At 62.5% G+C, this 13668-nt stretch carries 16 protein-coding genes and 1 tRNA gene; 10 read left to right on the forward strand and 7 right to left on the reverse strand.

The window, feature by feature from the left end; genetic code table 11:
- Positions 1-17 precede the first annotated feature (17 nt).
- The 3 genes from AC0L3D_RS34370 to gcl all read right to left on the reverse strand — a co-directional run bounded on the left by AC0L3D_RS34370 (position 18) and on the right by gcl (position 3722).
- Complete coding sequence (locus tag AC0L3D_RS34370; RefSeq protein WP_473647302.1) at positions 18-905, reverse strand: 2-hydroxy-3-oxopropionate reductase; 888 nt, start codon at positions 903-905, stop codon at positions 18-20.
- Between the two features lie 229 nt (positions 906-1134).
- Positions 1135-1926, reverse strand: coding sequence for a hydroxypyruvate isomerase (gene hyi, locus AC0L3D_RS34375; protein ID WP_473532142.1), 792 nt, complete (start codon positions 1924-1926; stop codon positions 1135-1137).
- Between the two features lie 14 nt (positions 1927-1940).
- On the reverse strand, positions 1941-3722 hold the full coding sequence (gene gcl, locus AC0L3D_RS34380) for a glyoxylate carboligase (protein WP_473647303.1): 1782 nt from the start codon (positions 3720-3722) through the stop codon (positions 1941-1943).
- Between the two features lie 202 nt (positions 3723-3924).
- Between gcl and bhcR the strand changes: the two genes are divergently transcribed.
- Entirely contained in the window at positions 3925-4749 is an 825-nt protein-coding gene (bhcR, locus tag AC0L3D_RS34385; RefSeq protein WP_473647304.1) for an HTH-type transcriptional regulator BhcR, read from the forward strand.
- Positions 4750-4835: 86 nt separating this feature from the next.
- Here the strand turns inward: bhcR and AC0L3D_RS34390 are convergent, their stop codons facing one another.
- Together AC0L3D_RS34390 and AC0L3D_RS34395 are read right to left on the reverse strand one after the other, a co-directional pair.
- Positions 4836-5144 (reverse strand): BA14K family protein, encoded by a 309-nt coding sequence (locus AC0L3D_RS34390; RefSeq protein ID WP_128173261.1) that lies wholly within the window; start codon positions 5142-5144, stop codon positions 4836-4838.
- A 165-nt stretch (positions 5145-5309) separates the two neighbouring features.
- On the reverse strand, positions 5310-5477 hold the full coding sequence (locus AC0L3D_RS34395; protein ID WP_084646825.1) for a hypothetical protein: 168 nt from the start codon (positions 5475-5477) through the stop codon (positions 5310-5312).
- A gap of 147 nt (positions 5478-5624) precedes the next feature.
- On the opposite strand from AC0L3D_RS34395, the gene AC0L3D_RS34400 reads away from it, so the two are divergent.
- Positions 5625-5700: transfer RNA gene (locus AC0L3D_RS34400), tRNA-Thr, on the forward strand.
- A gap of 79 nt (positions 5701-5779) precedes the next feature.
- On the opposite strand, the gene AC0L3D_RS34405 is transcribed toward AC0L3D_RS34400, so the two are convergent.
- Positions 5780-6016 carry a hypothetical protein gene (locus tag AC0L3D_RS34405; RefSeq protein ID WP_023798134.1) on the reverse strand — a complete coding sequence of 79 codons (237 nt, stop codon included), beginning with the start codon at positions 6014-6016 and terminating at the stop codon, positions 5780-5782.
- A 259-nt stretch (positions 6017-6275) separates the two neighbouring features.
- On the opposite strand from AC0L3D_RS34405, the gene AC0L3D_RS34410 reads away from it, so the two are divergent.
- The 3 genes from AC0L3D_RS34410 to AC0L3D_RS34420 all read left to right on the forward strand — a co-directional run bounded on the left by AC0L3D_RS34410 (position 6276) and on the right by AC0L3D_RS34420 (position 7501).
- A complete protein-coding gene (locus AC0L3D_RS34410; RefSeq protein WP_023798135.1) occupies positions 6276-6605 on the forward strand; it encodes a hypothetical protein in 330 nt (109 codons plus the stop codon).
- Between the two features lie 150 nt (positions 6606-6755).
- Complete coding sequence (locus tag AC0L3D_RS34415; RefSeq protein ID WP_128246546.1) at positions 6756-7034, forward strand: hypothetical protein; 279 nt, start codon at positions 6756-6758, stop codon at positions 7032-7034.
- A 221-nt stretch (positions 7035-7255) separates the two neighbouring features.
- A complete protein-coding gene (locus tag AC0L3D_RS34420) occupies positions 7256-7501 on the forward strand; it encodes a hypothetical protein (protein ID WP_128246547.1) in 246 nt (81 codons plus the stop codon).
- Positions 7502-8010: 509 nt separating this feature from the next.
- Here the strand turns inward: AC0L3D_RS34420 and AC0L3D_RS34425 are convergent.
- Positions 8011-8625: a TetR/AcrR family transcriptional regulator gene (locus AC0L3D_RS34425; protein ID WP_473647305.1), complete on the reverse strand. Its 615-nt coding sequence runs from the start codon at positions 8623-8625 to the stop codon at positions 8011-8013.
- A gap of 88 nt (positions 8626-8713) precedes the next feature.
- Here AC0L3D_RS34425 and AC0L3D_RS34430 point away from each other — a divergent pair, with 88 nt between their 5' ends.
- The 5 genes from AC0L3D_RS34430 to AC0L3D_RS34450 are packed head-to-tail and all read left to right on the forward strand — an operon-like array spanning position 8714 to position 13329.
- The gene (locus AC0L3D_RS34430) at positions 8714-9817 is read left to right on the forward strand and encodes a polyamine ABC transporter substrate-binding protein (RefSeq protein ID WP_473647306.1); all 1104 of its coding nucleotides are present in this window, start codon (positions 8714-8716) and stop codon (positions 9815-9817) included.
- Between the two features lie 13 nt (positions 9818-9830).
- Positions 9831-10718, forward strand: a complete 888-nt coding sequence (locus tag AC0L3D_RS34435) for an ABC transporter permease (protein WP_287237647.1) — start codon at positions 9831-9833, stop codon at positions 10716-10718.
- Between the two features lie 2 nt (positions 10719-10720).
- On the forward strand, positions 10721-11503 hold the full coding sequence (locus tag AC0L3D_RS34440; protein WP_473647307.1) for an ABC transporter permease: 783 nt from the start codon (positions 10721-10723) through the stop codon (positions 11501-11503).
- Positions 11500-12564: an ABC transporter ATP-binding protein gene (locus tag AC0L3D_RS34445; RefSeq protein WP_473647308.1), complete on the forward strand. Its 1065-nt coding sequence runs from the start codon at positions 11500-11502 to the stop codon at positions 12562-12564. Before AC0L3D_RS34440 ends, AC0L3D_RS34445 begins: the two co-directional genes overlap by 4 nt.
- Positions 12565-12567: 3 nt before the next feature.
- Positions 12568-13329, forward strand: a complete 762-nt coding sequence (locus AC0L3D_RS34450) for an MBL fold metallo-hydrolase (protein WP_287229009.1) — start codon at positions 12568-12570, stop codon at positions 13327-13329.
- The last annotated feature ends 339 nt before the right edge of the window (positions 13330-13668 follow it).

The raw sequence follows: 13668 nt of genomic DNA on the forward strand, positions 1-13668 counted from the left end.
CCTACTCCCCTACTCCCCTACTCCCCTAACTCCTGCCCCGCCATTCGCTCCAGCGCCTTGACCAGCGCCGAATGATCCTCCTTGGCGCCGCCATTGGCCGCGCAGGAGTTGAACAATTGCTGCGTGGTCGAGGTGTTGGGCAGCGCGACGCCGAGGGTCTTGGCGCCTTCGAGAGCGAGATTAAGGTCCTTCTGGTGCAACTCGATGCGAAAGCCCGGCGCGAAGCTGCGCTTGATCATTCGTTCGCCATGCACTTCGAGGATACGCGAGGCCGCCAGCCCGCCCATCAGCGCTTGCCGCACCTTGGCCGGATCGGCGCCGGCTTTCGATGCAAAAACAAGCGCTTCCGCGATCGCTTCAATGGTCAACGCGACGACGATCTGGTTGGCGACCTTGGTAGTCTGGCCGACGCCGTTGGGGCCGACCAGCGTGATGTTCTTGCCCATTTTTTCGAACACCGGCCTGGCGCGCTCGAAGGCCTTTTCCTCGCCGCCGACCATGATGGTCAGCGACGCGGCCTTGGCGCCGACCTCGCCGCCCGACACCGGCGCATCGAGATAGTCGCCGCCGAGGTCGTTGATCTTCCTGGCGAAAACCTTGGTCTCGATCGGCGAGATCGAGCTCATGTCGATGACCAGCTTGCCCGCGGTCAAACCCGAGGCGACGCCGTTGTCGCCGAACAGCACGTCGGCCACCTCAGGCGTGTCGGGAACCATGGTGATGATGATCTCGGCCGTCTTTGCCACGGCGTGATGGCCGGTGACGGTTTTTAGACCTTTGGCGACAAGATCGGCCGGCGGTTTCGAGCGATGGTCGCTGGCGACGACGGTGTAGCCGGCGTCGAGCAGATGCCCCGCCATCGGCGTGCCCATGATGCCGAGGCCGATGAAGCCGATAATGTCCATTTTTGTTCTCCGTTCTTTTAAGGCCGCGTTCCGTCGCGCCCCCCTCTGGCCTGCCGGCCATCTCCCCCACAGGGAGGGAGATTGGATGTCACCGCCGCTTTCGCCAATCTACGAGGTTTTAGAAAGTTACAAGCCGAGGCCGAAACTGCGGATCTCCCCACCCGTGGGGGAGATGGCCGGCAGGCCAGAGGGGGGCGCGACGGAACTCGACGTCAATTGTAAACGTCCCCTACGCCGCCGCCTGCCCTGCAAACTCCCGGAACCAGCCCAGCCCGGCTTCCGTCCCGCCCTTCGGCTTGTATTCCGCCCCGATCCAGCCGGTATAGCCGATGCGGTCGATGTGACTGTATAGAAAAGGAAAATTGATCTCGCCCGTCCCCGGCTCGTGACGGCCGGGATTGTCCGCCAGCTGGATATGCGCGATGCGGTCGAGGTTTGCCTCGATGGTGCGGGCGAGATCGCCCTCCATGATCTGCATGTGATAGATGTCGTATTGCAGGAACAGGTTTTTTGAGCCGACGCGGTCGATGAGCGCCAGGGCCTGGTCCGAATAGTTGAGGAAGAAGCCGGGAATGTCGCCGGTGTTGATCGGCTCGATCAGCAGCCTCACGCCGGCCTGCTCCAGCTTCTCGGCCGCGAAAGCCAGGTTCTCGGCGAAGACGTCCTCCAGCACCGAACGCTCGACGCCTTGCGGTGCGATGCCGGCGAGGCAGTTGACCTGTTCGCAACCCAGCGCCTGCGCATAGGTGATCGCCTTGGCGATGCCTTGCCGGAACTCGGGAACACGATCCGGCAACACCGCAATGCCGCGCTCGCCCTTTGCCCAGTCGCCGGCCGGCAGGTTGAACAGCACCTGCGTCAGGCCGTTCTTCTTCAGCCTCGCCGCAACGACATCGGGCGCATGGTCATAAGGGCCGATATATTCGACACCCCTGAAACCGGCGCGGGCGGCGGCTTCGAAGCGGTCGAGGAAATCGTGCTCGCCAAAGAGCATCGAAAGATTGGCTGAAAACCGTGGCATTCTTTTTTCTCCGTTCAGTCCAGCATGACGATCGCCGTCGGCGCGTCTTCGTGATGTTCGGCAAGGTCCTCGAATTCGGTGATCTTGTCGATTTCGGTGCCCATCGAAATGTTGGTGACGCGCTCCAAGATGAATTCGAGCACGACCGGAACCTGGTGCTCCTTCATCAGGCGCTGCGCCTGCTTGAAGGCGCCGGCGAATTCCTCCGGCCTGCGCACCCGGACCGCCTTGCAGCCCATCGCCTCGGCGACAGCGACATGGTCGACGCCGTAGCCAGCCTCTGGATCGTCTTTCCGGTTGACGTTCTCGAAGGCGAGGCTGACCTCGAAATCCATCGAAAAGCCGCGCTGCGCCTGGCGGATCAGGCCAAGATAGGCATTGTTCACGACGACATGGATATAGGGCAATTTGTGCTGCGCGCCGGCCGCCAGTTCCTCGATCATGAACTGGAAATCATAGTCACCGGACAGCGCCACGATGTTGCGCTGCGGGTCGGCGGCGCGAACGCCAAGTGCGGCCGGCAGCGTCCAGCCGAGCGGGCCGGCCTGGCCGCAATTGATCCAGTTGCGCGGCTTGTAGACATGCAGGAACTGGGCGCCGGCGATCTGCGAAAGCCCGATCGTGGTGACGTAGGTGGTGTCGCGGCCGAATGCCTTGTTCATCTCCTCGTAGACGCGCTGCGGTTTTAGCGGCACCTGGTCGAAATGCGTCTTGCGCTTCATCGTCTTCTTGCGGCCCTGGCATGCCCTGGCCCAGCCCGACCAGTCGCGCAGTTTTTCCGCCGTCTTCCATTCGGTGGCGACGTCGAGCAGCATTTTGAGCGCCGCACCGGCATCCGAGACGACACCGAGGTCCGGCGCGAAGACACGGCCGATCTGGGTCGGCTCGATGTCGACATGGATGAATTTCCTGCCCCTGGTGTAGACGTCGACGGAGCCAGTGTGGCGGTTGGCCCAGCGGTTGCCGATGCCGAAGACGAAATCGGCCTCGAGCATCGTCGCGTTGCCGTAACGATGCGAAGTCTGCAGCCCGCACATGCCGGCCATCAGCCGGTGGTCGTCGGGGATCGCGCCCCAGCCCATCAGCGTCGGGATCACGGGCACGCCGGTGACTTCGGCGAACTCGATCAGCAGATCCGAGGCATCGGCATTGATGATGCCGCCGCCGGCGACGATCAACGGTCTTTCCGCCGCGTTGAGCATTTTCAGCGCTTTCTCGGCCTGGCCGCGCGACATTGCCGGCTTGAACGGCACCAGCGGCTCATAGGCGTCGATGTCGAACTCGATCTCGGCCAGTTGCACGTCGACCGGCAGGTCGATGAGAACCGGCCCCGGCCGCGACGAGCGCATCAGGTGGAACGCCTTCTGCAGCGCCATAGGCACCAGATAGGGTTCCATCACGGTGACCGCCCATTTGGCCACGGGTGCTGCGATGGCGGCGATGTCGACGGCCTGGAAATCCTCCTTGCTGAGACGCGCCCGCGGCGCCTGGCCGGTGATGCAGAGGATCGGGATGGAATCGGCCGCGGCCGAATAGAGCCCGGTGATCATGTCGGTGCCGGCCGGGCCCGACGTGCCGATGCACAGACCGATATTGCCTGATCTGGCGCGGGTATAACCTTCGGCCATGTGCGAGGCCGCCTCGACATGGCGCGCCAGGATATGGCGGATCGTAGCCCTCGCCTTCAGCGCCGAATAGAACGGGTTGATGGCAGCACCCGGCACTCCAAAGGCGCAAGAAATGCCTTCCTTTTCCAGAACGAGAACCGCTGCGTCGACTGCGCGCATCCTGGCCATGTCAGCCTCCACGGAATTGTTGATGGCCGAGAATGGCAGCGCGCCACTTATTTTTCAATTTTTTCAGAATATTTTTTCATTTCCAAGAAACGGCTTCTACGTCATGATTTCATAGCTTTTTCTGTTTTCCACAAAACTTGTTGGCCAAATCAGTGAAAAACTTTTTCATTGCGCATTTGGCGAAATCGGCAAGAATGCCACTATGGAGACCGCCGAAAAACGCCAGCGCGGACGGCCGCGCGCCTTCCACGGTCCGGCCGAGGCGACTTCGGTGCAGTCGCTCGACCGGGCGCTGCGCATCCTGGCCATCGTCGCCGAAGGCAGCGGCCTGTCGCTGAGCGAGATCGCCGCGCAGAGCGGCCTCCCCGCCTCCACCGCCTACCGCATGCTGACGACGCTGGAAAACCACGGCATGGTCGAGTTCGACAGCACCGACCAGCTGTGGTCGATCGGCGTCGAGACCTATCGCATGGGCGCGGCGTTCCTGCGCCGCCGCAAGCTGGTCGACCGCGCCCGCATCGTCATGCAGGAATTGATGGAGAAGACCGGCGAGACCGCCAATCTCGGCGTCGCCGAGGACGACTGCGTCGTCTTCGTCAGCCAGGTCGAGACGCATCAGGCGATTCGCGCCTTCTTCCGGCCGGGCACGCGCAGCTCCTTCCATGCATCGGGCATCGGCAAGGCGGTGCTGGCGCATCTCGAGCCGCAGCGCGTCGGCGCCGTCCTGCGCCGGACCGGGCTGGAGCGCTTCACCGAAAAGACGCTTTCCGACATCTCGGCGCTGGCCCGTGATCTGGTGACGATCAAGCTGCGCGGCTGGTCGGTCGACGACGAGGAACGGCACCCCGGCATGCGCTGCGTTGCCGCGGCGATCTTCAACGAGTTCGGCGAGCCGATCGGCGGCGTGTCTGTTTCGGGACCGACGGTGCGGGTCACGCCGGAGCGGCTGGCCGAGATCGGCCCGCTGGTGCGCGATGCGGCAGCGGCGGTAACGAAGATGATCGGCGGCAGGACGGCTAAGGCCTGACGCCATAAGCGCGAGCGGGCAACCCTCCAGACAAAGAAAAAGGGGCCGTGGGGTGCCCCTTCTTCCGGTTGCCTGAACGGGTCCTCTCAAAGCCGGCAGCGGTGACGATAGCCGTCGTAGCCGACATAGGTGTCGGAGTACGGATCGTAGCTCTGATAGCGGTTGAGGCAGCGCCGGACGTGCCATGAGCCGCCATTTTCCTGGATGTAGACGGTGCGCGGCTGGGCGAGCGCGGTGCCGAGCAGGAAGCCACCGACCCCGGCGGCGATGCCGATGCCAAGGTGCTTGTTGTGATGGTGCTTGTGATGGGCGGCCGAAGGCTGAACGGAGCCGGCCAGCATGGCGGCGGCGACAGTGGTGGCGATGAGGCCGGAAACGATGGTGCGCTTGAACATGACGATCTCCTTGCTGGAGAGGCGATCCATCCGCCTCTTGAGCATCTGTCGTGGCAGCAAGGAAAAAGGTTCGACGGTTTTTTCGATTTTTCTGAACAGGTTTGCGCCAGGCGCGTAATAACGACCGGCGAGGAGCGCCGGTCGACAGTTCGGCGGCGGGAGGCCTCAGCCCATGCCGGTGATATGACGCAGCCAGAAGGCGAGCGCGATGAAGCCGATGATGGTGGCGATACCGGTCCAGTCGATGTTGGCGTTCTTCACTTGCCTGATGAGCTTCACCAGGAGAAACCAGGCCACGACGACGATCAGGGCAATGACGACAAGTCTGATCATGCGACACCCTCGCCTATGCGATTGCACCTTCGAACGATATAGGAAGCCAATTGGCCGTTTTCAGGATGCCTGCGCCGGCAGCTCCGGCGCGCTCAAAACGGAGTTTTGTCTTTACTGGCGCACCAAATATGCTAACCGGAGCGCCGTGCCCTTGTAGCTCAGCTGGTAGAGCAGCGGTTTTGTAAACCGAAGGTCGGCGGTTCGATTCCGTCCGGGGGCACCAAAGCCAGTCGTCTTGAATGAGGCTGGCCTTTCGGATTTTGCCGCGCTGCGCGAGGGGGGCAAGGGGCTAATCGGGACCTCTAGATCCCATACATCATGGCAATGAAGAATACCGGTGCAAAGATCAGGAAGATCGCCATTACTATAATCACGGCGAGGGCCAGGCGCTCTGTTCGCCTGACGATTGCAACGACGTCGTCGTCGCTCGATGAAACAAGATCAACCGCCGAGAAGTCCGTTGGGTCAGGAGTTTGATTGTCATTGGCGGGTCGGCTTGCGACCGCATCGGCATTCTGTTGGCTCTGGATAAGGGTCACAGTTCATTCCGCCGTTAGGGTGCCACATCGGGTGCCCGCCGATGAGTATACAGCGGGGCCACCCGGAACCACCGATGAAGGGACTTTGCTCGGCGGCCAAATACCAATCCTTTGCCAAGATCTTGGTTGCCAGCCTCAGCCCTCTGTCTTTAACGCACAGACTTCAGTCTTACTGCGTCATGGACCATAGCCCGGCGCCGGAACTAAGTGCCCGCCGGTCCCGTTGCCGACCAGTGATAATTGAGAATAGGAGATAGTCATGGCTGACGGTCCCACCGTTGTTAACTCAGGCGGAAATGGCGCCGGCACCGCTGTCGCCGTCGTTCTCGCAATTATCGCAATCGTGATCCTGCTGTTGTTCACCGGCGTTATCAACATCAACGGCGGGGGCACCGGAAAGGACGTCGACGTAAAGGTTGAAGCGCCTACGGTCGAAGCGCCCAACGTCGAAGCGCCAGCCGCGTCCGCTCCGGCAGAGCCGAGCGCACCTGCCCCAGCCGCGCCCGCTCCGGCAGAGCCGGCCGCACCTGCTCCGGCAGCACCCGCTCCGGCAGCACCTGCTCCGGCAGCACCTGCTAACGGCGGCTGATTGTGACATCGGATATCGGGCCCGGCGGCATGAGCTTCCGGGCTTGATGAAAACGTGGACGGCCGTCCACACTCTGCAAAGCGGCCCACGCAACAGAAATCTTCGACGGAGTTTCAATCAGTTGCGCAGACCAGCAAAGGAGGATCGCCTATGAAGGTGCTCGTCACCCTCCTGGGCGGCATTGCAATGGCCGGATGCATCAGCATGGCCGCTGCCGATCCGTGGAAGGACGAGAGCGGTCATGGCAAATGGCAGGGCCGCTACCAAGACGAAGATGATTATGAGCGGAAGCGCGAACGCTACAGCTACAAAAAAGAATTTCGGCGCGGCAATTGCAAGATTGAGCGCAACTGGGAGGGCGATGAATACAAGGAAGAGGTGAAGTGCAAGCGCGGCTTCAGGAGGCCGGCTTACATCTATCGCTATTGAAAACAGACGCCGTCCGGGGGCAGCAAACAACCGGCTTTTTGTGATTACCTGCCAGGGTCGGTCGAAACCTGCTCATCCCCGATTTCCACAGGCCGCGGCCATAGCCCATCAGCTTCAACGGATATATTCGCTAGCGGACCACAGGTAGTCCCCTTGTGGAGCATAGGTATCCCGTAGCAGGAACCACAGGTATTCCGCAGTGGAAACCATAGGAGTCGCCGTTGGAGCAGAAACGCACGATCGCCCCGTTTATCGGTGGCATGTATGGTGGTCTTGCTGCCCTCGCGTTGGCGTTCGGTTTCCGCTTCCTGATGATTCGCGATCCAGATCCGACCTCGCAAGCAACGATAGCCCTTTCGGGAGTGGCCTTTTCGATCTGTTTCAGCCTGACCTTCCTTCGCGAGCATCGACGCCAGATTGCTGCCGCCAGAGAATTTCTAAGCCGCCCAAGATCGTATCGAGACTAAACCCCCGCGTTTCGCAAAGCAAAGCGCCATGCCTCCGGTCCGTGGCATGAGAACCAATGGATGCAACAGGGATGCGGACCGGCCGGCATCTCCCGCTCCCGGCCATTAATGCCATTCGATTAAAATGCCCCTGTGTATATTAGCAATCGCTCAATTTAGCGCGCTGACAATGTCCGGGCGGTGGGCTAAACGACGGGTGGTGTCATGCGAAGCGACTTCGCTGCGGCGCGCGAGCTCTTGGAGTGCGCCCAAAACCGGCTCTGCGGCATGGATGAAACGAGCCAGCGCGTCAGCGAGGCACTGGACTTGCTGATTGAAGAAATAGCCATCGCCGAATTCCGTAAGGCGCCCTTGACCGTCGTGCCGTTTCCACGTGCGCGGCCACCCAGGCATGCTCGGTAGAACACCGCCGATGTAGTCGACAGCGGAAGTGCTCCCACCAGCGGAATTGAACCGGCGCGATTGCGGCCTGGCGGCGTCCGGGCCATCAGAAATCCCATCGGGAGCCCTCACGCCGCGATCGCCGCCACCAGAATCCGGTTCTGCCTTCGTATCGCGGCGCGCAGTTCGGCAATCCTCGCCTCATCGCGCTTCACGAATTCGATGAACATCATGTTCATGTTGTTGAACACCAGTTCGCCCAAGGAGTGTCCATCGATATCCCGGCGGACCAGGCCGAGCCCCTGCAGCCGGGCGATCAGCGCGCGGATCTGCTCGGTCAGCGCCCGGTCGAGCGCGGTATAGGCCTGGCCGAACGGGCTGTCGGGCAGTTGTGTCGAGATCGCCATCGCCTGCCGCCACATCTCCTTGCTGAGATAATGCAGCGAATGCTCGATATAGATGCCGAGCAGCGTGTCGAGCGCATCGCCGACATTGGCCGGCGGGTTGGCAACCACGCCGCGCCCGGCATTGAGCACCTCGTTGACCTCCATCGAGACGATGGCGCCCAGGATGTCGCCCTTGTTCTGGTAATAGTTGTAGATCGTGCCGACCGAGACTTCCGCCTGCGCCGCGATCGTCTCGATCTTGGCGGCTTCATAGCCGGTGTCGCGAAAAAGCGCCGCCGCCGCCTCGATGATGCGGCGATGCCGATCCGCCTTTTGCCTTGCCCGCAATCCGCTCATGACGGCTATCTGCCATAAAAACGGAATTGACTCAATTTTAGAATTGGTTCAATTTTTCGCCAGCCAGAAAGGCAAGGGAGAACACTCGATGCCCATCAATCCAAAGACCCCGAATCCAGCGACCAGGAAGCCGCTTTCCGTTCTGAAGAGCCACCTCCACGCCGCATGTGCGGCGACAGCGCTGCTGTTGGCGACGGGCAGCTTCGCTCAGGCCGCCGATCTCAACGCTCTGATCTGGTGCGATCACGCCGACCCGGCGCTGCTGCAGCCCTTCGAGGCCAATAGCGTCAAGGTCAATGTCAAGGAATTCGAAGGCACCGGCGCCGGCATGGCCATTGTCGAGCAGTCGCAGCCCGGCGACTGGGACGTGATGGTGATCGACAGCATCGACATACCGCGCGGCGTCGAAAAGGGCCTGTTCGAACCGCTGCCGGAAGACAAGCTGCCGCTGGCCGACCTCTTTCCCCAGGTGAAGATGGACAGCTCCACCGTGGTCGACGGCAAGCGCTACGGCATCACCGAAAAATTCGGCTACAACACCATCGGCTACAACAAGACCAAGGTCGATCCGGCCGACATGCAGTCGCTGGCCGCGCTGACAGGCGACAAATACAAGGGCAAGATCGCCATCTACGACTATTACCTGCCGGTCATCGGCATGGCAGCGCTGGCGATCGGCAAGAAGACCGCCGAGCTGACCGAAGCCGACCTTCCGGCCATCAAGCAAGAGCTGCTCAAGATGAAGGCCAATGCCAAGCTGGTCGGCGAAGTGACCGCCAGCCAGACCGCGCTGGCGACCGGCGAGGTCGACATTCTGGTCGGCGGCGGCGAATGGGTGACGGCCGGGCTGGCCAAGGAGAACCCTGCCCTCGACTTCTCGATCCCCAGAGAAGGTGCTGTGCTGTGGTCGCAGTCGCTGGCCATGTTCAAGGATTCCAAAAACAAGGACATGGCGCTAAAATTCATCCAGTACATCATGAGCCCTGAAGGCCAGGCGCGGCTTGCCACCTCTGCCTGCTATTGGGGCATGCCGGCGAATACCAAGGCGGCTCTGACCGATGAACAGAAGAAGATCCTGCGCTTCGACGAGCAGCCGGATTTCCTCGCCCGCGCCCAGCCCTACCCGGCGCCGGATGCCGATCTCGACAAGAAGATGCAGGACGTCTGGACCGAAATGCTGCAGGCGCAGTGACCGGTCGCCGGTCGTGAACTCTGCCACGAACAGCGGGCGTGCCCTGCCCCGGGCGGGCTATGCCCTGCCTCGGACGGGCCGTGCCCTGCGCTGGGCGCTGGTCACGCCGGCGCTCGGCTGGACGCTGCTGTTCTTCGTGCTGCCGTTCGTCGCCATGGGGTTTTCCAGCCTGACGGCGCATGACGGCGGCGGCTTTACGCTTGCCAACTACAGCCAATTCTTCACCAACCCGGCCTATTGGCAGGCGATGGTGAATTCGCTGCAGGTCACCGTGATCGTCACAGTGATTTCGGTGCTGCTCGCCTACCCCTTCGCCTGGATCCTGGCCGAACAGGTGCCGGAACGCTGGCAGCGGCTGGCGCTGATGCTGGCGGTGCTGCCGTTCTGGACCTCCTATGTCGTGCGCTCCTATTCCTGGCTGCTGGTGCTGGCGCAGAACGGCGTGATCAACCGCGCGCTGACCGGCTCCGGCCTGTTCAGCGAGCCGCTGCAGCTCGCCAACACGCGGCTGGCCACGGTCATCGGCTTCGTGCATTTCTTCGTCATGCTTTTGACGCTGACGATCTTCGCCAATCTCAAGCAGCTCAGCCCGAGCTACCGCAAGGCAGCCGCCGATCTCGGCGCCGGGCCGGTCCGCACGTTCCTGCATGTCGTCCTGCCGCTGACCTTGCCCGGCATCATGGTCGGCGCCTTCCTCACCTTCGTACTGTGCATCGGCGACTACATCACGCCGCAGATCCTCGGCGGCAACAACGAGCTTTTGATGCCGCAGCTGGTGATGATGCAGATCGGCCGGCGCGGCGATTTTCCGCTCGCCTCGGCGCTGTCGATCATCCTGATGGCGGTCGTCACCATCGCCTATCTCGCCTGCGCCCGCTGGCTCAAGATCGAGCGGGCCTGACTGTGCGTGCCCTTGTCCGCATCGTCTCCTGGTTTTACGCCGTCGCCATCTATGGCTTCATCTTCCTGCCCGTGGTCGTGCTGGTGCTGTTTTCGCTGCAGGCGACGTCGTTTCCGATCCCGCCATTCACCGGACCGTCGCTGCGCTGGTACGACGCCGTGCTCGCCGACACGCGGCTGACCTCGGCGCTGATCAATTCGCTGCTAGTCGCGGCCCTCTCCTCGGCTGCCGCCGTCACGCTCGGTTTCCTCTCTGCCTGGGGTTTTGCCCGTTTCGCGCTGCCGGGCTCGGCCCTGCTGCGCGGGCTGATCACGCTGCCGCTGACCGTGAGCTATCTCATCATCGGCATGGGGCTGCTGGTGCTGTTCAACTGGGCCGGCATACCGAAGTCGCTGCTTGCTGCCGGCATCGGCCATGTCGTGATCAACCTGCCGCTCTGCTTTGCCATCATCTACAGCCAGATGGGCGACCACCAGATCAACATCGAGCATGCCGCGCGCGACCTCGGTGCGCCCGAATGGAAGGTGCTGCTGCTGATCACCGTGCCTGTCATGGCGCCGGCGATCTTCGCCGGTTTCTTCCTGTCGATGACCTTCTCCTGGGACGAATTCGTGATCTCGTTCCTGCTGACGCGCTTCGACACGACGCTGCCGGTCGAGATCTGGAACCTGCTGCGCTCCGGCCTCAATCCCAAGACCAACGCCGTCGGCTCGCTGGTCTTCGCCGTCTCCATCGTGCTGGTGGTGTTTTTTGAACTGATGCTGTTGCGGAGGAAGCCGGCATGACCGCGCCACTGGTCGATGTCCGCGCGGTCTCGCATCGCTTCGGCCAGCACACCGTGCTGAGGAACGTGTCGCTGCAAATCGAGCCGGGCAGCTACACCATCCTGCTCGGCCCGTCGGGCTCCGGCAAGACGACGCTTTTGTCCATTCTCGGCGGCTTCGTCACGCCGAGCCAAGGCAAGGTGCTGATCCGCGGCGAGGACTGCACCGCGGTGCCGCCGGCGAAGCGCCCGACGACGACGGTGTTCCAGGACTATGCGCTGTTTCCGCACATGAGCGTCGGCAGCAATGTCGGCTTCGGCCTGCGCATGCAAGGCGTCGATGCCGCGACGCGGACCACGCGGGCGCGCGAGGCGCTGGCGCTGGTCGGGCTGGCCACCGCCTTCGACAAGAAGCCGCACCAGCTTTCCGGCGGCCAGCGGCAGCGCGTCGCGCTGGCTCGCGCGCTTGTCGTCGAGCCGGCCGTGCTGCTGCTCGACGAACCGCTCGGCGCGCTCGACTTAAAACTGCGCCGGCAGATGCAGGACGAGTTGAAAGCGATCCAGAAACGCGTCGGCACCGCCTTCATCCATGTCACCCACGACCAGGAAGAGGCGATGGCGCTGGCCGACCATTGCGTGGTGATGAATGACGGGCGCATCGAGGACGAAGGGCCGCCGGAGCGCGTCTATGCGCGGCCGGCGACGCGCTTTTCCGCAACCTTCATGGGTGAGAGCACGCTGATATCGGGAACGGTGACGGCGGCGGAGCACGGAACAATCACTGTCGCGACCCAAATCGGAGCGCTTTCGCTAACCGGCACACTGCCGGCCGGAACGACTGTCGCCCTCGCCGTTCGTCCGGAGCACCTTGTCCTCGGCACAACCGGCGGCGCGGTAAGGCTCGGCACGGCCAAGGTGAGCGACGTGGTGTTTCAGGGCAGCTTCAAGCGCGTGCTTGCTGTCTCCGAGAAAGACCCGGCGCTGCACTTCATCGCCAGGGTTCCCGCTGCTGCGGTCGTCCAGCCGGGCGACATCTCTGCGGTTTCGTGCGACGCTGGCGATGTCATTCTTCTGGCGGGCTGAGCCATGGGCACGCTTCCGATCATCGACGCACCGAATTGGTATGAAGCCATCCGTATGAGCGATGGCGTGACGCTGATCCACGAGCCGTGGATCAAGCCGTTCTTTCGCTGCAACATCTGGCATGTGCGCGGCCGCGATCGCGATCTTCTGTTCGACACCGGCCTCGGCCATTTCAGCCTGCGGCGCCACGTCCCGCTGGTGACGGAGCGAAAACTCGTTTGCGTGGCCAGCCACACGCATTTCGACCATATCGGCTGCCATCATGAATTTCCGGACCGTTGCGTGCACGCGGCCGAAGCAGAAATCCTCGCCGACCCGCGCAATGAATGGACGGTCGCCGACCGCTACGCGACCGACGCCATGTTCGACGCAATGCCGCAGGGCTGGGATGCCACGCGCTACCGGATCCGGCCGGCGCCGGCCGATCGTCTGCTTGGAGAAGGCGATTTCGTCGATCTCGGCGACCGTGCCTTCGAGGTGATCCACACGCCAGGCCATTCACCCGGTGGCATCGCGCTCTACGAGAGGAAGACCGGCATCCTGCTTTCCGGCGACATCGTCTATGACGGCCCGCTGATCGACGATGTCTATCATTCCGCTGTCGACGACTATGTCGAGACGCTGCTGCGGATGCGCGAGCTCGATGTTGCCGTCGTGCATGGCGGCCACTTCCCGAGCTTCGGCAAGGTGCGCTACCGCCAGCTTATCGACGAGTATCTCGCACAAAAGCGGCAGGCCGGCTGCCATCTGCTGCAGGCGCGCTAAGCACCGGCCTCTCGTATCGCGGGAAGTGCCTGGCGAATTCACAACGCCCGTTGCGGGCATGGCGTGCCGGCGGCATCGCCGCAGCGTGAAGCCGTGGGTTGGGGTCGCAAACTCGTCTGTTCCGACTGGCGCACCAGTTGGGCAAAGGCAAGCGCAAAACTTCCCAGCATCAAGACGATGACAATCAGGCGTGTTACCGGCAATAAATCGGTCCGACTAGCTGGCCCCACGCCGCCCATCCACTGCCGGCTAACATGGTCGATCCGGCTTTACGAGAGTTTAATTCCCGTCTTAACCATCACATTCGCTTGTCACTCGACACGATGCGCGAGCAGCAGG

Source organism: Mesorhizobium sp. WSM4837, from assembly GCF_055811435.1.